At 60.5% G+C, this 24,405-nt stretch carries 22 protein-coding genes, 1 tRNA gene and 1 pseudogene; 10 read left to right on the forward strand and 14 right to left on the reverse strand.

Annotated features, from left to right (window positions below; all coding sequences use genetic code 11):
* Positions 1–39: 39 nt before the first annotated feature.
* Together AC1D2N_RS13565 and AC1D2N_RS13570 are read left to right on the forward strand one after the other, a co-directional pair.
* Entirely contained in the window at positions 40–1,602 is a 1,563-nt protein-coding gene (locus AC1D2N_RS13565; protein WP_018447499.1) for an undecaprenyl-phosphate glucose phosphotransferase, read from the forward strand.
* Entirely contained in the window at positions 1,599–2,837 is a 1,239-nt protein-coding gene (locus AC1D2N_RS13570) for an O-antigen ligase family protein (protein ID WP_130652165.1), read from the forward strand. The genes AC1D2N_RS13565 and AC1D2N_RS13570 overlap by 4 nt, the downstream gene beginning before the upstream one ends.
* 27 nt (positions 2,838–2,864) lie before the next feature.
* Here AC1D2N_RS13570 and AC1D2N_RS13575 read toward each other — a convergent pair whose 3' ends face one another.
* From AC1D2N_RS13575 to AC1D2N_RS13585, 3 genes are all read right to left on the reverse strand, one after another.
* Positions 2,865–3,698: a carbohydrate ABC transporter permease gene (locus AC1D2N_RS13575; RefSeq protein ID WP_018447497.1), complete on the reverse strand. Its 834-nt coding sequence runs from the start codon at positions 3,696–3,698 to the stop codon at positions 2,865–2,867.
* Positions 3,698–4,591, reverse strand: a complete 894-nt coding sequence (locus AC1D2N_RS13580) for a carbohydrate ABC transporter permease (protein ID WP_028733646.1) — start codon at positions 4,589–4,591, stop codon at positions 3,698–3,700. Before AC1D2N_RS13580 ends, AC1D2N_RS13575 begins: the two co-directional genes overlap by 1 nt.
* Before the next feature lie 125 nt (positions 4,592–4,716).
* On the reverse strand, positions 4,717–6,054 hold the full coding sequence (locus AC1D2N_RS13585; RefSeq protein ID WP_028733645.1) for an extracellular solute-binding protein: 1,338 nt from the start codon (positions 6,052–6,054) through the stop codon (positions 4,717–4,719).
* A gap of 177 nt (positions 6,055–6,231) precedes the next feature.
* Here AC1D2N_RS13585 and AC1D2N_RS13590 point away from each other — a divergent pair, with 177 nt between their 5' ends.
* On the forward strand, positions 6,232–6,846 hold the full coding sequence (locus tag AC1D2N_RS13590) for a GNAT family N-acetyltransferase (protein WP_130653526.1): 615 nt from the start codon (positions 6,232–6,234) through the stop codon (positions 6,844–6,846).
* Positions 6,847–6,852: 6 nt separating this feature from the next.
* Here AC1D2N_RS13590 and AC1D2N_RS13595 read toward each other — a convergent pair.
* A pseudogene (locus AC1D2N_RS13595) lies at positions 6,853–7,065 on the reverse strand (glycogen debranching protein); the annotation flags it as partial.
* Positions 7,066–7,399: 334 nt separating this feature from the next.
* On the opposite strand from AC1D2N_RS13595, the gene AC1D2N_RS13600 reads away from it, so the two are divergent.
* The 3 genes from AC1D2N_RS13600 (at position 7,400) to AC1D2N_RS13610 (ending at position 9,168) form a co-directional block, all read left to right on the forward strand.
* A complete protein-coding gene (locus AC1D2N_RS13600) occupies positions 7,400–8,581 on the forward strand; it encodes an ROK family transcriptional regulator (protein ID WP_018241543.1) in 1,182 nt (393 codons plus the stop codon).
* Positions 8,582–8,666: 85 nt separating this feature from the next.
* On the forward strand, positions 8,667–8,960 hold the full coding sequence (locus AC1D2N_RS13605; protein ID WP_130652164.1) for a helix-turn-helix domain-containing protein: 294 nt from the start codon (positions 8,667–8,669) through the stop codon (positions 8,958–8,960).
* Between the two features lie 58 nt (positions 8,961–9,018).
* Positions 9,019–9,168, forward strand: coding sequence for a hypothetical protein (locus tag AC1D2N_RS13610; RefSeq protein ID WP_018241541.1), 150 nt, complete (start codon positions 9,019–9,021; stop codon positions 9,166–9,168).
* Positions 9,169–9,171: 3 nt separating this feature from the next.
* On the opposite strand, the gene AC1D2N_RS13615 is transcribed toward AC1D2N_RS13610, so the two are convergent.
* Positions 9,172–9,387 carry a hypothetical protein gene (locus tag AC1D2N_RS13615; RefSeq protein ID WP_018069423.1) on the reverse strand — a complete coding sequence of 72 codons (216 nt, stop codon included), beginning with the start codon at positions 9,385–9,387 and terminating at the stop codon, positions 9,172–9,174.
* A 179-nt stretch (positions 9,388–9,566) separates the two neighbouring features.
* Here AC1D2N_RS13615 and AC1D2N_RS13620 point away from each other — a divergent pair, with 179 nt between their 5' ends.
* Positions 9,567–9,812: a DUF982 domain-containing protein gene (locus AC1D2N_RS13620; RefSeq protein WP_018241540.1), complete on the forward strand. Its 246-nt coding sequence runs from the start codon at positions 9,567–9,569 to the stop codon at positions 9,810–9,812.
* A gap of 6 nt (positions 9,813–9,818) precedes the next feature.
* On the opposite strand, the gene AC1D2N_RS13625 is transcribed toward AC1D2N_RS13620, so the two are convergent.
* Entirely contained in the window at positions 9,819–10,037 is a 219-nt protein-coding gene (locus AC1D2N_RS13625; RefSeq protein WP_018447490.1) for a hypothetical protein, read from the reverse strand.
* A gap of 550 nt (positions 10,038–10,587) precedes the next feature.
* Between AC1D2N_RS13625 and AC1D2N_RS13630 the strand changes: the two genes are divergently transcribed.
* Positions 10,588–11,220 carry a class I SAM-dependent methyltransferase gene (locus AC1D2N_RS13630; protein ID WP_018241538.1) on the forward strand — a complete coding sequence of 211 codons (633 nt, stop codon included), beginning with the start codon at positions 10,588–10,590 and terminating at the stop codon, positions 11,218–11,220.
* Between the two features lie 187 nt (positions 11,221–11,407).
* On the opposite strand, the gene AC1D2N_RS13635 is transcribed toward AC1D2N_RS13630, so the two are convergent.
* From AC1D2N_RS13635 to bcsN, 7 genes are all read right to left on the reverse strand, one after another.
* Positions 11,408–11,484 (reverse strand) — tRNA-Pro (locus AC1D2N_RS13635).
* Between the two features lie 98 nt (positions 11,485–11,582).
* Positions 11,583–12,251, reverse strand: coding sequence for an HAD family hydrolase (locus AC1D2N_RS13640; RefSeq protein ID WP_130652163.1), 669 nt, complete (start codon positions 12,249–12,251; stop codon positions 11,583–11,585).
* A gap of 113 nt (positions 12,252–12,364) precedes the next feature.
* Positions 12,365–14,737 carry a cellulose synthase gene (locus tag AC1D2N_RS13645; protein WP_130652162.1) on the reverse strand — a complete coding sequence of 791 codons (2,373 nt, stop codon included), beginning with the start codon at positions 14,735–14,737 and terminating at the stop codon, positions 12,365–12,367.
* Complete coding sequence (locus AC1D2N_RS13650) at positions 14,734–15,780, reverse strand: family 8 glycosyl hydrolase (protein ID WP_130652161.1); 1,047 nt, start codon at positions 15,778–15,780, stop codon at positions 14,734–14,736. Before AC1D2N_RS13650 ends, AC1D2N_RS13645 begins: the two co-directional genes overlap by 4 nt.
* Positions 15,777–18,227, reverse strand: coding sequence for a cellulose biosynthesis cyclic di-GMP-binding regulatory protein BcsB (locus AC1D2N_RS13655; RefSeq protein WP_130652160.1), 2,451 nt, complete (start codon positions 18,225–18,227; stop codon positions 15,777–15,779). The genes AC1D2N_RS13650 and AC1D2N_RS13655 overlap by 4 nt, the downstream gene beginning before the upstream one ends.
* On the reverse strand, positions 18,224–20,416 hold the full coding sequence (bcsA, locus tag AC1D2N_RS13660) for a UDP-forming cellulose synthase catalytic subunit (protein ID WP_130652159.1): 2,193 nt from the start codon (positions 20,414–20,416) through the stop codon (positions 18,224–18,226). The genes AC1D2N_RS13655 and bcsA overlap by 4 nt, the downstream gene beginning before the upstream one ends.
* Before the next feature lie 60 nt (positions 20,417–20,476).
* A complete protein-coding gene (bcsN, locus tag AC1D2N_RS13665; protein ID WP_047621649.1) occupies positions 20,477–21,457 on the reverse strand; it encodes a cellulose biosynthesis protein BcsN in 981 nt (326 codons plus the stop codon).
* A gap of 323 nt (positions 21,458–21,780) precedes the next feature.
* Between bcsN and AC1D2N_RS13670 the strand changes: the two genes are divergently transcribed.
* Complete coding sequence (locus AC1D2N_RS13670) at positions 21,781–22,095, forward strand: DUF1236 domain-containing protein (RefSeq protein ID WP_018070485.1); 315 nt, start codon at positions 21,781–21,783, stop codon at positions 22,093–22,095.
* A gap of 39 nt (positions 22,096–22,134) precedes the next feature.
* On the opposite strand, the gene AC1D2N_RS13675 is transcribed toward AC1D2N_RS13670, so the two are convergent.
* On the reverse strand, positions 22,135–23,781 hold the full coding sequence (locus tag AC1D2N_RS13675; RefSeq protein WP_018447483.1) for an ATP-binding protein: 1,647 nt from the start codon (positions 23,779–23,781) through the stop codon (positions 22,135–22,137).
* Positions 23,782–24,054: 273 nt separating this feature from the next.
* Between AC1D2N_RS13675 and AC1D2N_RS13680 the strand changes: the two genes are divergently transcribed.
* Positions 24,055–24,402, forward strand: coding sequence for a response regulator (locus AC1D2N_RS13680; protein WP_018447482.1), 348 nt, complete (start codon positions 24,055–24,057; stop codon positions 24,400–24,402).
* Positions 24,403–24,405 lie beyond the last annotated feature (3 nt).

The following is a 24,405-nucleotide window of genomic DNA, read 5'->3' on the forward strand; positions in this document are numbered from 1 at the left end:
TGACAACGAGCGACGATGCCCCATGAACAAGCTGGCCCCATGAACAAGCTGGAAAAAGGCGATCAATTCGACGTCGAAGCGCTGCGCAAGCAGGTCTCCGACATCGAGGTGCGCGGCGACACGGGTGAGGAGAAGCCTTCCGACCCGACCGAAATCAACCCCTATGCCCGGCAGATTGCCGAACAGTTCCGCGACGGGACCAATTCGCCTGCCATCATCATCGGGCAATTGCGGCTGCTGGAATTCTTGGCGCTCTTCGCGATCGCCCTGATCGTCCACTATTTCTGGCCCGGCGACGGCAGCGATTCCCTGCTGATGCGGACCGGCATGGCGGCGATCGCTTCGGCCTTGACCGTCATCAGCCTGCAGCTTGCCGACACCTACACCATTCCCGCGCTTCGGGCGAAGCTGCGGCTGATGCCGCGCATCGTCGCCTCGTGGACATTCGCGCTTTTCCTCACCGTCGGGCTGTTCGCGCTCATTCGCGGCACCACATGGGCGATGGTCGACGCCTATATTCCATGGTTCGCCGCAGGCGCGCTCTTCCTTGCGGCCGAGCGTTTCCTCGTCGCCTACGGCATCCGCAACTGGGCGCGCAACGGCCTCATGGAACGCCGCGCCGTCATCGTCGGCGGCGGCGAGCCGGCCAAGGCCCTGATCCGCGTCCTCGAACAACAGGCCGACAACGACATCCGCATCTGCGGCATCTTCGACGACCGCGGCGAGAAGCGCTCGCCGATCATGGTCGCCGGTTATCCGAAACTCGGCACCGTGGCCGAACTCGTCGAATTCGTACGGCTGACGCGCATCGACATGCTGATCATCGCCCTGCCCCTGTCGGCCGAGGCCCGTATTTACGACCTTTTGAAGAAGCTCTGGGTTCTGCCGGTCGATATCCGCCTTGCCGCGCATGCCAACCGGCTGCGCTTCCGGCCGCGCGCCTATTCGCATGTCGGCTCGGTGCCGATGCTCGATATTTTCAAGAAGCCGATCCGCGACTGGGATTCCGTCGCCAAGCGCGGTTTCGACATCTTCTTCGCGCTCGTCGCGCTTGCGCTTCTCTGGCCGATCATGGTCGCGACCGCGATCGCCATCAAGGCGACATCGGAAGGCCCGGTCTTCTTCATGCAGAAGCGCCACGGCTTCAACAATGAAATCATCAACGTCTTCAAGTTCCGCTCGATGTACACCAACATGGCCGATCCCACGGGCAAGGCCGCGGTGACCAAGGGCGATCCGCGCGTCACCCGCGTCGGCCGCTTCATCCGCAAGACCTCGATCGATGAACTGCCGCAGCTCTTCAACGTGCTGAGAGGCGATCTCTCGCTGATCGGCCCACGCCCGCATGCCGTTCTCGCCCAGGCGCGCGACCGCGCCTTTGGCGACGTCGTCGAGGGTTATTTTGCCCGCCACCGCGTCAAGCCCGGCGTCACCGGCTGGGCACAGATCAACGGCTGGCGCGGAGAAGTGGACAATGACGAGAAGATCAAGTTCCGCACCGCTTACGACCTCTATTACATCGAGAACTGGTCGCTCTGGTTCGATCTCAAGATCCTGTTCCTGACGCCGATCCGGCTGCTCAACACGGAAAACGCCTATTGAGCGCGATCGAGGCGACATATTCCCGTGTCGCCCAGCCGCAGCGGATGACGCTGCGCCTGATCGGCTCGGCCTTTGTCGCCTTCGGCGTCTTCCTTTCCGGCTTCGTGATCGACGAGCCGGCGCCCTATGAACTCTGGATGGCGGGGCTAATCGGCCTCTGGTTCATCCTGGGCTTAAGGATTTCGCGCGGCGTGGCGCCGCTGCTCGCCCTTTTGCTTACTTTCAATATCGGCGGGATGCTGTCGCTGACGCAGATGAAGGACCTGGCGACCGGGCCGATGTATATCGCGGTGTCGACCTTCCTGGCGCTGACGGCAGTCTTCTACGCGGCGATCATCGAGGACAGCCACAAGCGGCTGCCGCTGATCTTCAACGCCTGGACCTTCGCCGCCGTCGCCACCTCCGCGCTCGGCATACTCGGCTATTTCCATGCCTTTCCGGGCGCGGAAGTCTTCACGCTCTACGACCGCGCCAAGGGCGCCTTCCAGGACCCCAACGTCTTCGGCCCCTTCCTGGTGCCGCCATCCCTTTATCTCATCCACGGCATCCTGGCTGGCGACCTGAAGAAATCGCCGCTGAAGGCCGCGGCCCTGCTCGTGCTTGCGCTCGGCATCTTCCTCTCCTTTTCCCGTGCCGCCTGGGGGCTCTTCGCGCTTGGCGTGGCGCTGCTGATCCTCATCATGCTGCTGAAGGAGCGCAGCGGCGCCTTTCGCTTGCGAGTCTTGGTCCTGTCGCTGGCGGCGATCATTATGTTGGTCGCCTCGCTCTTGGTGGCACTCCAGATCCCGAAGGTCGCCGAACTGTTTTCGGCGCGCGCCCAGCTGGTGCAGCAATATGACGGCGAACATCTCGGCCGTTTCGAGCGCCACCGGATCGGTTTCACCATGATGATGGAGCGCCCGTTCGGTATCGGCCCGCTGGTGTTCGGCACGATGTTTCCCGAAGACGAGCACAATATCTGGCTGAAATCGCTGACCACCTATGGCTGGCTCGGCTTCGTCAGCTATGTCAGCATGCTTCTCTGGACGCTGGCTCTCGGCTTCCGAAACCTGCTGCTCGACCGGCCGTGGCAACCCTTCCTGATGATCGCCTGGATCTCGGTTCTCGGCCATGCGACAATCGGCAACGTCATCGACATCGACCACTGGCGCCATGTCTATCTGCTGCTTGGCACGGTCTGGGGCTGCGCGGCACTGGAAGTGCGCCACAAGCGAAGAGTGAGGGGCGCGGTGTGAGGTCTTGCCGCCGACACCATCGGCTGTCTATTTCGTCGCTCCCGCCGTCAGGCCGGCAATGAACCGTCGCTGGAAAACCAGATAAGTCACGATTAGCGGGAAAATCACGATCACCGCGCCGGCTGTCAGAACCGGCGTGTTGACGGTATAACGCCCTTGGAAAAACAGCATGCCGAGGGGCAGCGTCCGATAAGCGTCGTCATTGACCAGAATGAACGGAATGAGAAACTCGTTCCAGGTCCATATGAACAGAAACAGCGCCAGCGTCGACATTGCCGGCACCATGAGGGGGATAACGATCTTGCGCAGGATATAGAAGCGTCCGGCGCCATCGAGAACCGCCGCTTCGAGAACTTCTTCCGGCAGCTGCTGCATCGCGCTGGCGAGGAAGATCGTTGAGAATGGTATCGACATCGCGATCTGCGGCACAATCAGAGCCGCATAGGTATTGATCAGTCCGAGATACCGCATTTCATAATAAAGCGGGATAATGAAGGCTTCCGCCGGCACCATCATGCCGAGCGTCAGGATAGCGAACAGCGTACGCCGCAGCGGAAATGACAGGTATGCGAATGCAAAGCCGGTCAGCAGGCCCAAAAAGACACTTGCAGCGACGACGGGTATGACAACGATGATCGAATTCCAAAAGTAAATGTTGAAATGTCCGGCATTCCAGGCATCGACGTAATTTTCGAAATGTGGATACGCCGGCAACGCGAATGCACCCTGCAGAACGTCAGCCTTGCTCTTTATTGAGGTTAGAAGCAGGAGCAGGAAGGGGATGATCGTGACGAAAGCAAGAAGCCAGAGGACAATGCGGAGGAATAGCGGACCGGCCGAAATGTTAAATGAACGGCCCATCAAGCCACTCCTTTATGCTGCGATCCTACAAATCGGTGAATTGCATAGTTGATTACGAATGTGAGTATCGCGCCCACAATGGCGATGGCCGCTGCGGCGCCGAACCGATTAAGCTCGAAGCCGAGCTGATACATGTAGATATTCGGCACAAGCGTAGCGTTGGCTGGTCCACCCCGGGTCATTGTAAAAATCAGGTCGAAGCTTTTGATCGAGGCTATGACCGTCAGAAGCAAAACCACCCTTATTTCAGGCAATAGAAGCGGCAGCGTTATCCAGAAGAAGGTTTTTCGCGCCGAAGCGCCATCGACCTTGGCAGCGTCGAAAAGAGACGGGTCGATGCGCTGAATTCCGGTCAGGAAGATGACCATGCAAAAACCGAAGAAATACCATGTGGCAACGATCCCGACCGCGGGGAGCACAAAATTGAAATCGCCCAGCCACGGCAGCGCGAATGCGCCCAACCCCACCGCTCTCAGAAACTGATTGAACGGGCCAAAGGCAGGATTGTAGAGCCATGCCCAGATGATGCCCAACACGGCAGTCGGCATGATATAAGGCAGGAACAAGAAGGTCCGCAGGGCGAGTTGTTCGCGTTGCTTCAGGTTCCAGACGCAAGCAGCAAGAGCTATACCGAGCACGAGCGGCAGGACACAGTAGAAGATCATAAGCTCGGCATTGTTACGCAAGGCAATATAAAAACGACTGTCAGAAAAGAGATCGGCGTAATTGCCCAAACCAACCCACTTGGGCATGCCCAAGCCGTCCCAGCTGGTCAGGCTCAAACCCAAAGCCGCGAGGATCGGTCCAAAGACAAAAGCCGCGTAGAACAGCAATCCAGGCAATAAATAGATTAAATTGGCATGTTGCGAGCCATCAAGTGCGGAGCGTTTCATCCAGTACTCCATAAAGCCAAAGCTGTGATCATCGCGCAGCAAGCCGATCGCAGTGCTCATTTATTTGGATCGACGAGACTCAGGCCACGACCGCAGGGGACGGTCGTGACCAGCGCCCGCAGTCTTTATTTCTTGTCCTTCAGGTACGCCTGATAATCCTTGTCCATGGCATCGACAAAGGCTTCGGGCGTGATATTGCCGGACAGAAGAAGCGGCGTGTTGTCGTCTATTGTCTTCAGCATCGTTGGGCTCGACCAATCGGGGTAATGGCCGAGAGCGTCGTTTGCGTTGAGTGTCTTCCACATTTCGATGCCGGAGCTGAGGAGCGGCGTGAGCTTTGGCTTTGCGTCAGCCGCGAGCGAAGTTGCCGGGAGATAGCCAGCATTGGCCCAGGTTTCCGCAGCCTTCTCTGAAACCATATAGTCGATATATGCGCCGGCTAGGTCCTGTGTTGGCTTGGTTTTGGCAAGGCTCGTTATCGCCCAGGCAAGATCCACACCCCCGACACTCATGGGCTTGGAAATGCCTTTCGGGGCGGGGATGGCCATGAAGCCGATATCCGGATTGTGTTGCATGTCACCGAAATACCAGGTCCCGGAGATAAGAAACGCGCCCTGTCCGGAAATGAAAAGCTGGACGGCGTCGTCACCCGAGATGCCTTCGAAACCAGGGAAAAAATAACCGCCCTGTGCCCACTGCTGCACGAGTTTGGCGGATTCGATGTTCCCCTTGGTGTTCCAGGAGCCGCCTCGGCCGTAGATCAGATCGTCAAGTTCGGCGCGATTGCTCGCGTCGATATGCGCTTGGTCGATGGCGCCGATCATATGCAGGGCCAGATGCTGCTTTGCCGAGCCCATCATGAAGGGCGGAACCCCCTTTTCCTTCAGCTTGTCGAGATCGGCCAGGAACTCCTCGAAGGTTTGCGGCAGCGCTACTCCTGCATCGGCGAGGATCTTTTTATTGTAGAAGAGGCCAACGATCTCGCCGAGGCCGGAGATGCCGTAGGTCTTACCGACCCCAAATTTTCCATCCTCCCAGCGGTCTCGAGCAAGCACGGAATCCGACTGGAGCTTATCCCAGCCATATTGTTTTATGTAGTCGTCGACCGGCAGGAGCAATCCTTCCTTGACCATCGCCCCCATGTCACCGGCACCTTGGTTGACCTTCGTGATGACAGGGCCATCACCCGCTGAAACCGCAAGCTTCAGCGTCAGCTTCATGTCATCAAAGGTGCGGGCAGTGCGTTTGATAGTGACGCCGGGATGGGCAGCTTCGAAGTCCTTGTTAAGCTGCTCTATGACCGCACTCTGGCCTTCATAGGTTTGGTCATCCCACACGGCCAGGTCGTCAGCGCGCGCGGCTGCCGAAAGGCCAAAACTCAGAAGCGCCGCGCCAGCAAGCGCGACAGCTGCTTTCAATCCGTATGCCGGCAGTATGCTGATCGATTTCACAGTTCTTTTCATCTGCTCCACCTCATCTGGTTTATTCTCCACTCTCCGCTCAGGCCTTGCGCCAAGCACCGGCCGAACGTTTTCTTCCCCCAGAGCTTTGCCTGGCTGGCGAATCTGAGGTAATCGTCAATGCATCCGCACCTCTCGCGACCTAAAATGACAAAGCGCCACGCAGGAGGTGGCAAAGTGATGGACACCAACTGCTTCATCCGCCCCGCGATTGAAGCGGATATCGACGCCTTTTTCGACATCTGCCTGAAAACCGCGAATGGCGGTCATGATGCCAGCACGCTTTATAGCGACCCGCATCTGCCCGGCTACATCTGGTCGGTACCCTACCTCAAGTTCGCCCAGGACTTTGCCTTTGTTCTCGTTCAGGACGGCCAGCCGGTTGGCTACGTCGTGGGGGTACCGGACACCGGCGGGTTCGACAGAGACTTGCAGACAAACTGGTGGCCGTTCGTCCGCCGGCAGATTGCGGGACTGGCACCCACCCGTCCGCGCGACGCCGACGTGATGGAACGAATTCAAAATCCGCGCAGCGGAACGTCGTGGCTTCAAGACCAGTATCCGGCGCATCTTCACATCAACATCCTTCCCGGACTTCAGGCAAGCGGTTGGGGACGCAGGATGATCGGCACGGAGCTTCAAGCGCTTCGAAATCACGGGGTCGGAGGCGTGCATCTCGGGGTCGACCCAAACAACGAACGCGCCAAGGGTTTCTACCGTCACCTTGGCTTTTCCGAATTCGAGCACGATGGCTCCGTCGCCTTTGCTATGCGGATTGATCAGGGATTGGGTTGAAGCACTTCCTGGTTTCTGCCAGGCACGGCAAGGCCCTGTCTCGTAGGTATAAGGACCCTTGATTGGCGAAAATCTCACACGCCCAGAGCTGCCTGCTCCCCACAAGGCGAGATCAGCGTACCTATCTGGATGAACGTTCGCCTGAAGGCGTGGTGCCATAATCGGCAGTAAAACAGGTTGCTCGGCGGAAAGCTGTCCATCAATCGAGGGCTTCATCATGAGCAAATCCTCGGCAGCCAGGTTCAAGGAGTCGGGGGAACGCGAAAGAGGAAAGAGCTAGCTAAACCTAGCCTAATTCTTCTTCGGGCGATCTTGACGGGCGCACGGCTAACCAGACGATACGTATGGCGCATACTTCTACTCGACCCTCTTTATTTCATCGCGCATTTTCATCGCACGTTAATCTCAAGCCTACAGCTGGCCTCCCATTTGTCAAGGACATAGACAAATTGCCTTCTTCGATGTATTGAATTCCGGTTAGTCGCGATAATTGCCAACTCAATACCGCCCCCATTAAGTATGTGCTCCGAACTAATTGGACTGAGCTAGCCGGATGGCAATGACATCTTCTGTCGCACAGACTCCGATCGCACGAAAAATTTCAACCAATGCCGTCATCCGAACCGTGTTCGCGAACGGATCGATCTCTCGCGCCGATATTGCCAAGCTGACCGGCTTGTCAAAGCAGACGATTTCCGATGTCGTGCGCGACCTCGAGGATGACGGATGGCTGAAACCAGTCGGGCAGACTGATGGTCGCCCGGGCCGGAATGCGATCACCTATGAAATCAATGCCAGGGCGGGACTGGCCGTCTCTATCGATCTCGGGAGCACCAAGATTGCTGCGGCTATTTGCGATCTGTTAGGGAATGTGGTTGCTGAAACCAAAGTATCCACCGATCCGCGCGGCGGAATGCATCTCGTCAATCAGTTCAGTGATCTTATCGTGGAACTCGCATTTGCGGCCGGGACGACTGCCGACAAACTTCGTCTCGTCGTTCTCGGCAGTCCCGGCGTGCTCGATCCGGCCACCGGACATATCAACGTAGCGCCAAGCATCCCCGGCATCGACGCAATAAATCTGCGGCAAGTCTTCAGCGACAGAATGGGGATACCCGTGATCGTTGAAAATGACGTCAACCTGGCCGCGCAAGGGGAGAAATGGCGGGGACACGGTGTCGAAACCAGCAATTTTGCTTTCGTTGCTCTCGGCACGGGCGTCGGCATGGGCATCATCGCCAACGGAACTCTGTTGCGCGGCGCGCGTGGGGCGGCCGGTGAAATCGCCTATCTTCCGATCGGTGGAGATGCTTTTGATCCTGGTGGTTTTACGCTTGGAACCTTTGAGAGTGCGGTCGGCAGCGTCGCTATGTTGCGCCGCTACGTCGGTTTCGGCGGGCGTAATGCATCCACCGTGGCCGATCTCTTTGCCGCGTTTAATGCGGGAGAAACAAGCGCCGTGGCCGCAATCGAAGAGACGGCAAGGCTGGTCGCAGTCGCCATTGCTGCGATCGGAGCGGCACTCGATCCTGAACTGGTAATCACCGGTGGCAGCATCGGCGCAAGACCGGAACTCGTAAACGCCATCCGCGGTTTCCTGCCGCGTTGCACACCTTATCCGCCGCGCATCGAGATCAGTCGCTTTGGGAACCGGGCCGCCCTCATGGGAGGAATGGGAATCGCGGTCGAGCGCATGCATGACGATCTATTTGGGGTAAAATTGAGGGAAGTTTGAAGAGTGTGTGCCTTAGGAAGCGAAACCGGCCAACGTGACAGCGCGGCCACTTGAGAAGCGCTGGAAATGCGCTAGATTTTCGATCATGATAACAGCAACGCAGATACGCGGCGCGCGCGCCATGATCGGAATGAGCATCGAAGAGCTCGCCGCCGCCAGCGGCCTGCCGGTCGAGACCGTGAAAGCGCTGGAAAACGGCGAATTCGCGGGCGAGCCGCACGCGCTGTTCGATGTGCGCAGCACGCTCGAGGCGAACGGCATCATCTTCCTGTCGAGCGGCAATCAGGATGAAGGCGGCCCCGGCATCCGGTTACGCGCACGCAGTTCCAGCGATGACGGCATCCGACCGGAAAACCTCAACGCCGCCAACGACGACTGACGGAACCAATCGGTCGCCCGAGCGTTTTGCTGTCCCATAACATATCGGGGGCAATCTCTTGAATCGCAGCAATGGACTCTACGTCATCATCGGCGTTCTTGTCGTCGCCGTCATCGGCCTCGGCGCCTATATCTTCCACGAGGAAAACAAGCCGCAGGGGATCGAGATGAGCATCGGTAAGAACGGTGTCTCGATCGAACAGAACTGATCTTCAAAGATAGGTTTTTGCAAGGTCGGCGAGTTTGCCGCCGTCCTTCACGCCCTGCCTGTAGAGCTGAATGATGACCGCACCAATCCGCTCGGCCTCCGGCGTCGTTTTGACGAGGCCGCGTTCATCGCAGACCTTGTCGAGCACTTGTGAAAGCAGATCGAGATCTTCCGAAAATAGCGGTAAATCATGCGGATGAATTGATGACCGTAACATCATGCCGCAATCCTCCGAGGGCAAACGCATCCACGCTTGGATCGCCGGCCGCCCTCCGCAACCGTCATAAAGTCATTATGCGCGAGGGCCTGAACTTTAGCAACTGCGCAAATTCCCGTGGGACAAAATTTGGAACAAAATTTTGTCCCACGCGTTGTGGCCGCGTTTTGTAGCAGGAATCCATGAGTGCAGATGTGAGTGAAAAACGCTTTCCCTCCCCCGTCCGGGTCGTTTCTCCAAACAGCAGCCTGATCGTTTCCACCGTCTGGGAGGCCGCCGAATATCTGAAACGGTGGCCGAGCAAGCGTGGGCGCGATTATCGCGTTGCGCGCCAGCACTGCCTGGATGCGCTCGACGGATTGTGCAGCCCGCGCGCAGCACAGACTTCCTTTATCACGGCAGCGAAAACGGCAGGATTGCTGGTGTAACAGGGGTTAGCTGTTGCGGCCGCCCGCGGCGACTCGTTGGGGATGGATGGAGCCTTCCATGATCACCTTGGCGGTAATCTCAATCACCCGCTCCTCGGCGAGTTCGGCAAGCGCGAGGGCGACATCGCCTTCCGACCAGCCGGCTTTGACGGCCTCGTCCGACAGTGCCTGGAACGCGCTGGCGAGGCTCTGCCTGCAAGTTAGATTGTGCTTCATATCCGCCATGCGCTCGACTAGGCTATCTGTGATCGGGATAATGTTAATCTACACATATTCGCGAGAATGCGAAGAGGTTTCAGATTTTTTTCAATCCAAAATTGGGTTGATAACTTCAAATCTGGGTATAGCCTTAACAAAAGGCAACAAATACCGCCTCCCCCACTGAGGGAGTACCAAAAAGAACTAAAGGATTTATTTGCGATGCACTCTCAAAGAGTATTTCATCGCCTTATTTATTTTAAATGGTCGACGCGGCCGGAGCCGATGCAGCGGCCCCTTGGGCCACGAGAATGCGGAAAACCCGAATGCGGCCCGTTTTCAGCATCTTCTCGGCACCCTGTCAATCAGCTTCGGGATCCCGATGGAGCGGGCGTCGGGCGCGTTGGAGGATGTCGCGCGCAGTCGGACAGCCAAACGGCGGGCGCTCCCTTAGCCTAAGTAGCCGCGAACGCCTTCGGTGTTAATCACCTTAATACCACAACGACACCACACTCCCGTCAAAGTCCGCCCTACCATTGCGGTGGCGGCTCACTTCTTCAGATTTTCAGGAGGTAAAATGTCTATCGAACTAGACGCGACTACCTATGTACACGCCAAGCCGGCGACAGCCCATTCCTATATTTTGCCGGCCGTTGTCGATGTTCTCGAGAACAGTTTCCAGGAGGCAAATGAAACGGCAGTCTTCGACCTCGGTTGTGGCACCGGCGGTGCTGCCGCCGTGCTTGCGGAAAAAGGCTATGACGTCGTCGGTGTCGATCCCTCCCAGGACGGCATCGCGAAAGCGAGAACGGCCCACCCTGATCTTTCGCTGGAAATCGGTTCCGGTTACGAAGATCTTTCCAGCCGGTATGGAACCTTCGATGCGGTCATCAGTCTCGAGGTGGTGGAGCATGTCTATGATCCCAAGGCCTTCTCGACCACCATTTACGATCTGGTGAAGCCTGGCGGCATCGCGGTCGTATCGACGCCTTTCCACGGCTACTGGAAAAATCTGGCTCTGGCCGTGAGCGGAAAGATGGACGACCATTTTATGCCCCTCAAGGACCATGGCCATATCAAATTCTGGTCTCCCGAAACGCTCAGCACGCTGCTGGTCGAAACTGGCTTCGAAGACGTCGAATTCGAATATGTCGGAAGAATTCCGTTGCTGGCGAAATCGATGATCGCGATCGCTCAGAAACCGCACTGAAGGCGGCCCCAAGGCCCGCCGCCGTTTGCAATGGCGGCGCTATAGCTCGCCTGCAACATGAACAAATGACATTGTCGTTCGGGACGTTCGGTTCCCGTTTCAGCATTTCTGCCTATGTCTCGTTCCTTTTCCGCCGCTAGCGGGACGCAAAAAAATGAGATTCTGACTGGGATTTCAAGGGGATAAATGGTCGGGGCGACTGGACTCGAACCAGCGACCCCTTGACCCCCAGTCAAGTGCGCTACCGGGCTGCGCTACGCCCCGACCTGCCGAAACGGCTTGCTTCGTTTAGTTTTTCAGCGCGTGCAATGCAAGCGGAAAAACCTCGCCTCCAACAAAAAGGAAGCAGTTTGCCGGAATGGTCAGATCGTGGCGAGCTTCAGCCGGCCTTCGGCGGTTTGGATGGGCTGCCATGCCTGGTAGTTGGCGATCGAAAAATGCGGTGTTTCGAAGGGTGTGGCGTGGGTTTCGGTGATGACGGTAACGCCGGCGCCGGCAGCTTCGCCAGCGAGGATGCCGGCGACGGCATCTTCGAAGACCAGGCATTTTTTCGGATCGACGCCGAGGCGGCTTGCGCCGAGCAGATATCCTTCGGGGCTGGGCTTGCCTGATTTGACCTCCTGGCCGCTGACGATTACCTTCGGCATCGGGATGCCGGCGGCGGCCATGCGGCGCCTGGCAAGCTCGATCGGCGCCGAAGTGACGATTGCCCACCTGCCCTCGGCGATGGCGGAGAGGAAGCGGACGGCGCCGGGGATCTCGACGATGCCGGAGACATCCTGCATTTCCTCGGCGAGCAGCAGATCCGCCTCGTGGGCCGGATCGACGCCGGGCAGGCCGAGCCCGCGGATAACGTCGGAGGCGCGGATGCCATGGATCGTCTTCAGGAAGACCTCCGGCTCGAAGCCGTGGCGTCTTGCCCATTCGCTCCAGACGCGTTCGACAACGGCAATGGAATTCAGCAGCGTTCCGTCCATATCAAAAAGGAAGGCATCGTAGGACCTGTCGAGGATGTCATGGAGAGTGGGCACGGGCGTTTCCTTGCGGGTCCACAGCGCGCCGCTCGTCTTTGAAGACGCGCAAAGGACGCTGGGACATTTTGAAGCTAAGAGGCGAGTAACGGAGAGCGGCGGCAGCGTCAACGTCAGTCGTTGACGTCGGGATGCGTGACGTTTCTAACGTCGGCCAGACCGCGGGCAGCATCGCGGCTGCCAGTCGCGGCAGCGGCTTCGAAGATGCGGGTCGCATCGCCGTACATTTTGAGATTGAGATAGCAGTAGCCGCGCAGAACCATCAGGTCGATACGCTCCTGCTGCAGTTGGGCGCGCTGATCGAGATAGATGAGGGTTTCGCGATAACGACCGGCGTCAAAGGCTGAAAGCGCACGGTCGGCGAGAATCGCCACCTGAAGCTCGGCGGCACGCTGGCGGTTTTGCGGCGCTTTGGTGGCTGCGATGGCGGCATTGCCGGAGAGGCCGGCGCGGAGATAAGCGAGGCTCTGGCCGTAGGCTGCGTCTTCACGGACCTTGCGGACCGGGCTCTGCAGCGCCGCCTCGAAGGCCGAGATTGCCTCCATCGGCCGGTTGATATCCATCAGGCACCAGCCGCGCGACAGCGCGTCGGCCGGGCTGAGCTGTCCCGCATCGATTGTCGTCGAGCAGCCGCGCGTCTGGCGCCGACCACGCGGAACGGTCACCGTCTCCATCGCCGGCCCCGCCGCGCGAACGACCACTTCCGACCCCGGCTGCAGGGTGACGCGGCGCTCGGCCGGAAGTGGCTCCGTCGGGGGACGCTGTGTCGGTTGAGCCGGTTGCTGTACGGCAAGCGCCTCCTTCCCCGGCGGCGACGGGACGGCATTCGGCGTCAGTGAGGAGGTGTCTTCGAGATTGGTGATCCGGCTCGACCGGCCGGCCCAGGCGCGCTGGAGGTCGAGCACGCCCTTGCGGTCGCTCAGCTGCTCGCGGGTGATGACAAGGCCATAGGCGGACGGTTCGTCATCTGGTTTCCAGGCAAGCGCCGTCTCGAACCACCGTGCAGCGGTCTGGAACTGGTTGAGGGAGCGGGCATACCAGCCGAACTGCTGCGCCGTCGGTACGTATTTCCGAGCGATGACCTCGGCGGCAATGCGATGCAGCACGTCTTCGGCCAAATCGGCCGGCGGCTGCAACGCCATCAGGTTGGCGGTGGCGGCGAGATAGGTTGATGTCGCATCCTCGGAATCGGCACGCCAGCGGAACATCACGTCCTCGGCTTCCTCAGGCGCCTTGCGGGCAATCAGCGCCAGCGCTAGCCCCTGCGAAGCAGTGGCCGAATCTTGCTTGGCTCGGGCGGCGCGGAACCACTTCTCGGCATCGGCATCATTGTTGCGGCGAAGCTGGTACCAGCCGAGCAGCAGCGCATCGGAGGCAAGCCCCCCAGTCTCGGCGAGTTTTTCGAGGCGGGCGACATAATCGGGCGCGATGGCGAGATTCGGATCGTCATTGCCCTCGGCCATGAATCGTCGGGCGAGGTTATCGCGGATCGCATCGAATTCCTTGCTGCCGTCGGCGGCAGGCCGCTCGAGCGTGAGCAGTGCCCGCATCGGCTGGTAGCCGAGCAGCGTCGAGGCCTTTTCGACCGTCGCCTGCCGCTCGGCGGGATTGGTGCAATTCTTCAGGATATAGGTGTAGGCATCCTGGCCGCGCTTCGCCCTCTCCGTCTGGATGAAGGCTTCGGCGACGCGCCAGAGAACATCGACCTCGCTGCAGGTGAGCAGGCTCGGTGTTGCGGCGGCAATATCGACCACCGTCGCATATTGCTTGAGGTCCGACGCATTGACGAGGCGGGCACGGGCCTCGGCGACGTCGAGCCGGTCGAGCAGATCGGCCGGCGGCTGCCATCCGGCATCGGCTGCCTGGCGGTCGGCGACCGCCTTGCGCAGCTCCGCATAGCGGCCATCGGAATAGAGTTGCCACATGGCCTCGAGCCGTTTGTCGCCATTCTGCGGCACGGCGAGCGGATCGGCCGGCGGAACCCAGGTCGGGTAGAGCGCCTGAAGGCGGGAGATTTCGGCTTGCAGGCGCACCTTGTCGCCGCGGCTGGCGAAATAACGAAGCGCGCTTTCATCAACGGTAGGCTGCGGCGGCGCGGCGGCCTGTGGTGGAGCCTGTGGCTCGGAAACGATGGGGGGCGTGACCGGCGCCGGCTGGACGGCCGTCCGAGGTGCTGCCGGTTGCGATGCTACGGGCGGCGAGCCTGCAGGCTGCTGTGCTGCGGCATTTGGCACGGGTGTATCCAGTGCTGGCGGTGACGGGGATGTGATCGCCTCGATCTTGTCGGCCACCAGCTGCGCATTGAATTCGGGATTGCCGGCGGAAGCATCAGTCGGCTTGATGCGGCCCATCATCATCAGTTCCGGCGCCGGCTTGGCGGCAGATCCAAGGCCGAACCTTTCCTGCAGAGCGGCACGATCTTTCAGCCCGGTGACGAGGGTCGCCACCACGACTGCCGCTGATACCGCCACGAGAGAAGACTTCACAGACACTCCGGATGCTTCTCCCCGATATAGGCCAGTCCCAGCAGCTGAAGCGTGGACGGATAATAGAGTGCGGGCGCAAATTGCAGGGCCGAGCCCGGCAGCTTGGTCCCGTCGAGTACACAGGCCACAACATCGTTAACAATTCGATAACCGGGGTCCGGCAGCACGGTCTTCGGCCGGCCGGTGGTCAGATCGATCGTCGCGGGAACACCGTCTTTCGACATCCCCTGCTGCAGACGGGTCAGCAGGGCCTTGTCGGTGACGCCGCCGCGAACGAGATAGAGCGGGATGCGGATGGCGTTATAGGCGAATTCGGCGTCGAAACCCTGCGCAGGCTGCGGTTGGCCGCTGAGACTGACCCATTCGGCGGGAAGCTTGCGCGGGCCGAACTGCATTGTCTTCAGCAGCGCCACGCCATCTTCCGACAGTTGTTTCCAGGCATCCGACGGAGCGAGCGCCGCCATCACCGGGATAGCCTCGTAAATCCAGTAGGACGGGTTGACGACGGGACCGTCGTCACGGTCGGTGCCGGTAAACCCCTCGCTTCCCGGCAACAGGAGCGTCCGGCCGGCCGAGCGCACGACGGTTTCGGCAAGCAGCGCCTGCGCCATGCGGGAGGCGGCGAGGATATAGTCCTCGCGTTTCCACGCCGTGCCGGCCAGCGCCAGCGCATAGGCGATCAGCATGTCGCCATCAGAGGCATTGTTGGTATCGGAGACGTGCGGCTTGATGTTTGGATCCCATTTCCAGACGGCCAGGCCATCGTCGCGCAGCAGCAGTTCGGTGCGGGTAAAATACCAGATCTGCTCGAAATCGGCGGGGCTTGCAGCGAGATAAGCGAGCAGCATGCCGTAGCCCTGCCCTTCGCTATGGCTGATATTGCCGTTGCCGTTATCGACGATGCGGCCGGTCGCATCGAGAAACTTCGCCTTGTAGGCCGACCATGCGCCGGCATTGATCATCGCCTGCTGCGCAACGGCGGGCGTTCCCGCGGGAGCGAGCGCGACCGATGCCGCAAACAGGAGCGCGCGTAACCGTCTCATTTCGACCGACCCAGCCTTTTGAGCATGCCCGAGGTGGTGATCCCGATCAGCAGCACAAAGACGACCAGCAGGAAGGCATAGGAGAGGATATTCGTCGACAGCCAGTTGGCGGCGATCAGGCGGTAATTGGCGATCGACCAGGGGGTGGACGGCACGAAATCGAAACGGGTGACGGGCACCGTGTCGATCTTGCCTGTTTTGCTCGAATAGGTGGTGATGTGGCCTGATATCTGCGGCCAGTTCAACTGCTCAGTCAGGACCTCGAGCCCCGCGCGCAAATCCTTCGCCGACGGCGCCGTCACCACCGTCCATGAGCCGGCTCCCGCGGGGCTGGAGCCCTGGGCAACCATGAGCGTGGCGGCGTTGGGCGGGGTAAAGATCTCCTCGGCGCCGGGAACGAATTGCAGCGAACTGCGGGAGATATCGAAATTGCGCGACAGCCACTCGCGGAAAGCCGTGATCCGGCTGCGCAGGACACCGCCGCTGACCTTGGAGTTCCACTCTTCGAAGGCCGTACCGGTGTCGACGACGCCCGCCTGCGTTTCGACGACGGGGCGCCACGAGGCCTGGCTCGCCGTAGAGATATTGGTCTGCGTCAGCGCAGTTGCCGGCATCTGCGAGATGGAACCGATGAAGATGGCGTCGCGATCGCCGATCATGTTCGGCGAGGCGACGGTTTCGACGGCGATCGGATGGCCGGCCGTAATCGCCATCTGGCCGAGCAACGTGGCGGCAGCCGAAAGCGTGTCAGCATCGACGCGGTCGATGAAGAGCGGCGTCGGCTCCGTGGCCCGACCATAGGGATAGGCGGTGCCGGCCATTGCCGCCAGATTCGGACGCTGGCCGACGCGGGCGAAATCCGGAATCTCCAGCTCTGATGTATCGAACAGGGCAAAGCGCGGGGTGGCGCCGGCGGTCGCGCCCGGCGCGCAGGCGGCATCGTCCTTGGTCATCAGGATCGCCTCGATCGCCACCGAATTGAGACCCGGCTTGAAGTGCCGCATCGTCACGCGGATCGGCAGATGGCGGAGAATACCGCCAGTGGTCGTGGTGATCGGCACGGTGGAGGCGATGTTGTCGTTGACGTAGATATCGATGTGGCTGCCGGGCAGCACGTTGTCAGTATAGGCGGCGTCGAGCAGCACCTTCGCCTCGCCATAGGCATTGGCATAAAAATCCGCCGGCACGGCAATATTGAAGCTCGTACGCAACCGCCGGCCGGAGAATTCGGTGGTCTTCACACCGAGCTGAGACAGGGCGATATTCGTATCGGAAAAGACCAGCGGCGCGTTCGGCGCGCTCCAGCGCTCGGTGGTCAGCACGTCGCGGCGAACATCCGAGGACCGGTCTGTCGGCGAGACGATGGTATCGATCGCCGAGGAGACCGCCTGCCAGGAGGGGCCGCTGATCAGAAGTAGCGGCGAGCCGCTGCGCGGGTCGGTGACGAAAGCGGCGAGTGCCGCACTTTCGGCGCCGGGCGGCAGGCCAGGAAAGAGCGGCCGCAGTTCCGCCGCGGTGCCGACGAGCACACTGAGCTTGCCAGGGCCGGCGGCCGGAAGCGAAGCGGTGCTGAAGGCAAAGATCTGGTTCGGCATGCTGCTCAGCACCGACAGGCCCTGCGCCAGCCGCAGCAGCGGCTTGGTGGTTCCCGGCTGCTCCAACGCGGGGACAACGATGTCGAACTCCGTCTTGCCGGCGCCGTCAACGCCGATGGCGCGGATTGCGTCGGCGCTCGCCAGCTGGGAAACGTCCATGCCGGCAAAGCTCAGATAGGTCCCGGCCGGATCGATATTCGACCACAGTTCATAAGTGGATTGAATGCTGCAATCGGTTCGGTGGCGCTGGCCGGCTTCGAAGGTGACGAGATTGGCGCCCGGCTGCAGCAGACCAGTTGGAACCTCGAAGGTGACGGTCGAAGGGCCATCCGGTGAGCCGACGCGCTGCTGGCCGATCGGGCGATTGTTGAGATAGACGGTCAGCGCCGAGGCCTCAGGCGCGACGACGATCGAATTCTGGTAGGCGAAAGTGAAGCTTGCCTTGGCCGCCGCCTGCTCCGGTGTCAGATAAATAGACCATGACCGGCGATCGTATTCACCGCCGAGGCCGAGTTTCGAAAAGGGCACGACAAAGCGACGGACATCGCCGGCACGCGGCGGCGCAGCGCTGTTTGCCGCCGCTGCTGGCTGGAGCGCGGGTGGCTGCGACTGCGGTGACTGGACGGCGATCGGCGGAGGAACGGGAGCAGGAGCAGGAGCAGCCGGGGTTGCAGGTGCGGGTAAGACGGAAACCGGAGACGCGGTGGCTGCGGACGGCGTGGGCGGCGTCAACCTCGGGGTAACGGGCGCACCGGGCGGCCGTTCGCCGGACATGTCGAAGGGTGCCGTCTGCGCCTGGGCGAAGGCGGAAACATTCAGCAGGAGAAGCGAGGCGGCGACGATCCTTCTCATCCGGCGTTGACCTTTGCCGCCTGCTGCTGGGCTTCTCGCTCCGGCCGCATGCTGCGGAAGAAGTAAACGAGGCCGCGGCTCGTCTGGTAGAACGACATGCCGAGAAACCAGATGGTGCCGCGGATTAGGCCCGGATTGCGGCGGCGCGAGGCCTGGAACTGGGTCCACTGATCGGAATTGGCAAACATCAGATCGGCGATCAGGCGATGGTCGAGCGCGCTTTTCGGCACATACTGGCAACCGACATTGCTGATGTCGCCCGACGGCTCGATGTTGCGGACGATGAGCGGCAGGGTTTCCAGATCCGCGCCGCTATAGGGCCGGAAGCGAATTTCGCCGACGGCGCCGACCAGCATCTCGTCGAGATGCTTGTTGAAGATGTGCAGTCTTGCGCCATGGACGGAAACATCCTCGATCGAGGCCGTATACCACTTGCCGTTGGCGCCGAATTCGCAGCGCCGGTTGACGCGGACGCGACGGGACGAGGCGCGCTCGCCGCGCTCCGACACGACACCAAGTGCGCAGCCGGCCATGATCAGATTGATGAGATTCCATCCGCCGACGACGAGCGTGACGTCGGCCTTATAGGGCTCGGCGTAGATCTTGTAGATGGTGATGATGAGCGCGACGATCTGCACCGCAAAGATGACGAAGAACGGGCGGCTGATCTCCGACAGACGGCTGACGGCGATCGATTCGTCTTTGGCGGTGACCTTGAAGGTCGGCTTCCTCGGATTGAGCATGACGGAGACGACAGCCGGCAGCAGATGCACGGTCTGGACATATTCGTAGAGCTCGGAAATCCAGGGCCAGCGAAACGACCCGTAGAGGTAGTTCTGCATCATCAGATTCACGAGCATATAGGCGAGCGTATAGGCAAGGAACTCGCCGCCGGAGGCGGTGAAGATCTCCAGATCGAAGAACAGGTAGAAGAGCGGCGCAAACAGGAAGATCGTGCGCGGGAACGGGAAGAGCCAGAAAAGCGTGGAGGACATGTAGCAGAAGCGCTGCGGGATCGTCAGGCCGCGCTTCAGCAGCGGGAAGCGGAAACGCAGGATCTGCATCATGCCCTGCGCCCAGCGGCTGCGCTGGCCGATGAAGCTTGCAAAGGTGGCCGGCTGCAGGCCGGCGATCAGCGGCTTGTCGACATAGATGCTGTTCCAGCCGCTGCCATGGAGCGCCAGCGCCGTCTCGCAATCCTCCGTGATGCTGATGCCGCTGAAGCCGTTCTGGGATTCGAGCGCCCTGCGGCTCAGAACCGCGGCCGAGCCGCAGAAGAAGGCGGCGTTCCACTTATCGAGGCCGCGCTGGATGATGCCGTAGAACATCTCGTTCTCGCTCGGCATTTTGTCGAAGGTGCGCAGGTTGCGCTCCAGCGGGTCGGGATTGATGAAGAAGTGCGGGGTCTGGACAAGGAAAAGCTTCGGATCGTCCTCGAAGTAACCGACGGTCTCGAGCAGGAAATCGCGGGCCGGCGCGTGGTCGGCATCGAAGACGGCAATGAGTTCGCCGGTCGAAAGTTTCATGGCGTTGTTGAGATTGCCGGCCTTGGCATGCTCGTTGCGGTCGCGCGTGAGGTAGCTGACGTCGAGATCGTCGCAGAGCTGCTTCAGCTCGATATGGCGGGCAGCAGCAGCCTGGGCTTCGAGCAGCTTGCCGGAGTTGCGCTTCTGCAAGGTGCCGCCGTCGTCGAGCAGCCAGACATGCAACTTCTCGGCCGGATAATCCATGGCCTTGGCGGCGGCCAGCGTATTTCCCAGCAGGCCGGCATCCTCGTTGTAGGATGGCACGAAGACGTCGACATGAGGGAAACGCTCATTCTTGGCGGCACGCGAGGGGCGCGACGGCAGCGGCGTCGCGACGATGAAGAGGCTGAGAGCCAGCATCGCAACGCTATACATTTCGGCAAGATAGAGCAGCAGGCCGGGAATGAAATTCTCAGGCTGGTTCAGAGGCGGCAGCGTATTGGTGGTGCGCCAGTAAACATAGCGCAACACGATCGATGTGCCGAAGGCGAGCGCCACCAGGCGCCACGTCCCCTCGCCCTTCAGCACCTTGATCAGCGCCATCACAGTCACGACCGTGATGCTGGTGATGAGCTGGGTCTGCAGGTTGACCGGCAACGTGATCAGCACGATCATGCAGAGCGAAACCACGGCCCATATGATGACACTGCGGGCTTTGCGCATTGACGTTCCTTCGAAATTGCTCAACCGGGGCACCAACTGGCGCCCGCGGGCATGCATGCTCTATCTCCGGCAGGCAGCCGTCATGGCCGCGTCGCCTATGCAGTCCGGCGAAGGCACGGTGACGCCGATCGCCCTTACCGATTGTTCGATTGGCGCGGCGGCCGCATCCGGCCTTGCGCTCGTCTGCGGCGGCTCGCCCGGCAGCGGCACGCGCGGGCCGATGGGTGCAGGCACCGATGCGACGCCTTGAGCCGGTTGCGAGGTCGAGGCGCTGCGAACGGCAGCTGCCCGCGGCCGGCTGACTATGGCCGGCGCCGGCTCGTAGCCGATCGGCATCGGGCTGGCGCGATAACCGCCCTTGTCGGGATAGATCGGCTCGCCGGTGCGTCCGAGCGCACCGTCGGCGGACGGCGGATTGCCGTAAGGGTTCCAGACCACGCCATCGAAGGTGCCTGATATGGTGTAACCATAGACGATGCCGAGCAGCTGGCGCTCGCTCGCCCTCGCATCGCAAAGGCGCAGGCGCAGCTGGATCATGCCGAAATTGCGCGCCTGGGTATTGGCAGCAGTGCTCGAGCGGATCTGCTGCCAGGCATAGACGCAGGTGTCGCCGGCCCGGCTGCGGCCGGAGGCGTAACCGAAGGGGCCATAGGCGTTCTGCAGGAAGGTCGCCGACGTCGCCATCGGCACGCTAGGGGCCGAACGGGCCACCTCGCGGGCAATGCCGCTCTCGTTGATCATGCTGAAGCCCGCATTGCCGGTGCCGGGGTTGGCCCCGGAGGCGCCGAAGAACTGGACCTTCAGGAAATTCTGACCAGGCACGGAGGATGACGTAAACAGCGAGATCGTCTGCTCGACGCCGTTTCCACGCTTGCGCTCGACAACACTGACGATCGACGGACCGCCCGGCGGCGGCAGGACCAGCGCTTTTTCCGGCGCCACGGTTTCCGGCCCGGAAGGCTGGCGCACACCGCCCGTCGATGTGCAGCCGGCCATCATGCCAGCCACCGCCACCAGCGATATCGTCTTCCGCAAGCGCATGTCTCGAGCCGCAATCGCCTTTTCAGATATCCATTCGCAAACCGAAACGCGACGGACCTTCGAATCAACGACCACCTGGCCGTTCATCCGACATAAATCGCCTACATGGTTAACGAAGAGTAAAGAACCGGCCGCTGATGTCACCGGACGAACTCTCACTGAACGTTATTCGGACAACTCAACCCAATGATGTGGAAATCAATTTAGCAGCAACTTAATTGCTTTGATTGCGCCTGTCTTCCGCTGGGCGAAAAGCCCGTGGGGAACTATGCCGCATGGCCGGCGTTGCCTTGATGTCTGGGGTAGGAAAAGGAGAACATCCCATGCGCAAGACCATGCTGGCTGCGGCCGCCATACTGACCATCAGCTCCGCCGCCTTCGCGCAGAGCACCGTCATCGTCACAGATCCCGCACCGACCGGCTCCGTCGTATTGCCCGGCGAAGTGCGCACCTATGTGATGGAGCAAAACACGCCGTCCGTCGTCTATGACGGCGATATCGTGGTTGGCACGACGCTGCCCGATACCGTCGAAGTGCACACCGTGCCTGACATGGACGGTTACGGCTATACAGTCGTCAATGAGCGGCGCGTTATCGTCGAGCCGAAGACCCACCGTATCATCCAGGTGCTGGAATAACACGATCGGGAATTGTGGACGTGCGGCCGTATTCCGGCTTCACGTCCGCTCGTCTCCCACCCTCGCCGGTACATTCAAAAGTTCGCGGATCTTATGAGCCAGCTGCTCCAGGCTGAAGGGCTTGGCGAGCAGGGAAACGCCATGATCGAGCACACCATTGTGGACGATGGCATTGCGGGTGTAACCCGTGGTGTAAAGGATCCGGATCGTCGGCCATTTTTCCTGGACGACATCGGCAAGCTGGCGTCCGCTCATCTGCGGCATGACGATATCGGTGAAGATCAAATCGACTGCCGGATTTTCTTCGAGCAACAGAAGCGCCTCTATGCCGCTTGCCGCCTGCAATACGGTGTAACCGAGTTCATGCAGGCTTTCGGCCGTCATGGTGCGGACGTGCTCGTCGTCTTCCACCACCAGGATCGTATCATTGACGCTGCCGTGAGGAATCGGCTGGGTGCCGGCGGCGCCCGACCGGGCGTCCGTCGCGCCGACATGACGGGGAAGATAGATCTTCACCGTCGTGCCCCTGTCGATCTCTGAATAGATCTTGATGTGGCCGCCGCTCTGCTTGATGTAGCCGTAAACCTGGCTGAGGCCGAGGCCGGTGCCTTTGCCGGGTCCCTTGGTCGTATAGAAAGGGTCGAAGGCGCGCTCGATCACCTCCGGCGACATGCCGGTGCCAGTGTCAGTTATGCTGACCATTACATATTGGCCCGCCTCGACCTCCGAATGCATGCGCGAATATCGCTCGTCGAGTTCGGTATTGGCGGTCTCGATCGTCAGATTTCCGCCGCCCGGCATAGCGTCGCGAGCGTTGACGGCAAGGTTCAGGATGGCATTCTCGAGCTGGCTCAAATCGGCAAAGCTCGGCCACAGACCGCCGGCAAGCACGGTCTCGATCCGGATCTGCTCACCGAGCGTGCGCCGCAATAGCTCAGACATGCCGCCGACCAGCTTGTTAAGGTCGATCACCTCAGGGGCGAGCGGCTGCTGGCGCGAGAAAGCGAGAAGACGCGCGGTCAGTACCGCCGCCCTCTGCGCGCCGTCTTTGGCATTCTGGATGGAGTAAAGCAGGCGGGGATCCTCGCTGCCGCTCAGGCGCCGCTGGGCGAGGTCGAGGTTGCCGATGATGATCGCCAACATGTTGTTGAAGTCATGAGCGACGCCGCCGGTCAGCTGACCAATCGTCTCCATCTTCTGCAACTGGCGGACCTGCGCCTGAGCGGCGGCATTCTCTTCCATCTCGTGCCTGAGCTCGGCAGTGCGCTGGACGACTGTCTCTTCGAGGCGCGTGTTGAAGCTGTTGAGCTCACTGCGAAGGCGGCTCTGCCGCTCATGTGCGATAATGATCATCTCCATCAGGCCGACGATGATCGCGGCATTGACGAGATAAGTGGAAAGACCGACCCATTGCCCGGCGCTGACCGGCCAGAAGATGTTGTGCGGCTCGACGAAAAACTGCTGGACGATGAAAGCGGCAAGCAAGGCCGCAACCAGACCCGGCCCGGCCCCGCCTATGAAACTCGCCAGCAATATCGCCGGAAGGAAGCTGAGGAAGGGAAAGCCGGAGAGAGTGTCGCTGGCGGCAAGCCTCAGAAGAAAGGTCAGGCCAACGAAGGCAACGGCCAGCGGATAGGTAAAACCCGGCCTGTGACGCAGCCAATCCGTGGCACTCAGCAAATCCATTCGACACCCCTTCTTACAGCGCCGCCATGTCTTTTCAGACGCGCATAGGACGCTGTAACACTTTGGATTACTGCATAATTTTATCCATAGATCGATTCCGATTTAAGGAATTATGCAGTCGCCGTTGCGGAGACGGCATCCCAGCTTTTGCACATCAAATTTCACCGGGCAATATGCTGTTTCTTGCAGTGCCGGGCACGACGTCTTGACGAGCGGTGCAAGCGGTCCACATAAATCTCCATRCCCGGCGAGGGGAAATGGGTGGACGGGATCATGAAAGACATATTCATCGTCGAAGACGACGCGCTGATTGCCATGCTGCTCGAGGACATGCTTGCCGATCTGGGTTACCGGGTCTGCGCCAGCGCGCCCGATCTGGAGCGGGCGCTGGCAACCGCCAGGGATACGGAGTTCGACGCTGCAATCCTCGACGTCTCGCTTGCCGGGCAGAGTTCGCTGCCGGTCGCAAAGCTGCTCGACGAACGCGGCAAACCCTATCTCTACGCGACGGGATATGGCACTGCACCTGATGGCAGCAGCCCAAGCACGTTGCCCGTGCTGCAAAAACCCTTCCAGCTCAGCGAACTCGAACAGGCGATGAAGCGGCTTACCGAAGCCTGAGCT

The sequence above is a fragment of the Rhizobium sp. P1_B8 genome (assembly GCF_056406515.1).

Bases quoted from the DNA above. Each gene is read 5' to 3' on its own strand.
- AC1D2N_RS13565 (WP_018447499.1), top strand. From the start codon at position 40: ATGAACAAGCTGGAAAAAGGCGATCAATTCGACGTCGAAGCGCTGCGC.
- AC1D2N_RS13575 (WP_018447497.1), bottom strand. From the start codon at position 3,698: ATGGGCCGTTCATTTAACATTTCGGCCGGTCCGCTATTCCTCCGCATT.
- AC1D2N_RS13580 (WP_028733646.1), bottom strand. From the start codon at position 4,591: ATGAAACGCTCCGCACTTGATGGCTCGCAACATGCCAATTTAATCTAT.
- AC1D2N_RS13585 (WP_028733645.1), bottom strand. From the start codon at position 6,054: ATGAAAAGAACTGTGAAATCGATCAGCATACTGCCGGCATACGGATTG.
- AC1D2N_RS13590 (WP_130653526.1), top strand. From the start codon at position 6,232: ATGGACACCAACTGCTTCATCCGCCCCGCGATTGAAGCGGATATCGAC.
- AC1D2N_RS13600 (WP_018241543.1), top strand. From the start codon at position 7,400: ATGGCAATGACATCTTCTGTCGCACAGACTCCGATCGCACGAAAAATT.
- AC1D2N_RS13605 (WP_130652164.1), top strand. From the start codon at position 8,667: ATGATAACAGCAACGCAGATACGCGGCGCGCGCGCCATGATCGGAATG.
- AC1D2N_RS13615 (WP_018069423.1), bottom strand. From the start codon at position 9,387: ATGATGTTACGGTCATCAATTCATCCGCATGATTTACCGCTATTTTCG.
- AC1D2N_RS13620 (WP_018241540.1), top strand. From the start codon at position 9,567: ATGAGTGCAGATGTGAGTGAAAAACGCTTTCCCTCCCCCGTCCGGGTC.
- AC1D2N_RS13625 (WP_018447490.1), bottom strand. From the start codon at position 10,037: ATGGCGGATATGAAGCACAATCTAACTTGCAGGCAGAGCCTCGCCAGC.
- AC1D2N_RS13630 (WP_018241538.1), top strand. From the start codon at position 10,588: ATGTCTATCGAACTAGACGCGACTACCTATGTACACGCCAAGCCGGCG.
- AC1D2N_RS13650 (WP_130652161.1), bottom strand. From the start codon at position 15,780: ATGAGACGGTTACGCGCGCTCCTGTTTGCGGCATCGGTCGCGCTCGCT.
- AC1D2N_RS13655 (WP_130652160.1), bottom strand. From the start codon at position 18,227: ATGAGAAGGATCGTCGCCGCCTCGCTTCTCCTGCTGAATGTTTCCGCC.
- bcsA (WP_130652159.1), bottom strand. From the start codon at position 20,416: ATGCGCAAAGCCCGCAGTGTCATCATATGGGCCGTGGTTTCGCTCTGC.
- bcsN (WP_047621649.1), bottom strand. From the start codon at position 21,457: ATGCGCTTGCGGAAGACGATATCGCTGGTGGCGGTGGCTGGCATGATG.
- AC1D2N_RS13670 (WP_018070485.1), top strand. From the start codon at position 21,781: ATGCGCAAGACCATGCTGGCTGCGGCCGCCATACTGACCATCAGCTCC.
- AC1D2N_RS13675 (WP_018447483.1), bottom strand. From the start codon at position 23,781: ATGGATTTGCTGAGTGCCACGGATTGGCTGCGTCACAGGCCGGGTTTT.
- AC1D2N_RS13680 (WP_018447482.1), top strand. From the start codon at position 24,055: ATGAAAGACATATTCATCGTCGAAGACGACGCGCTGATTGCCATGCTG.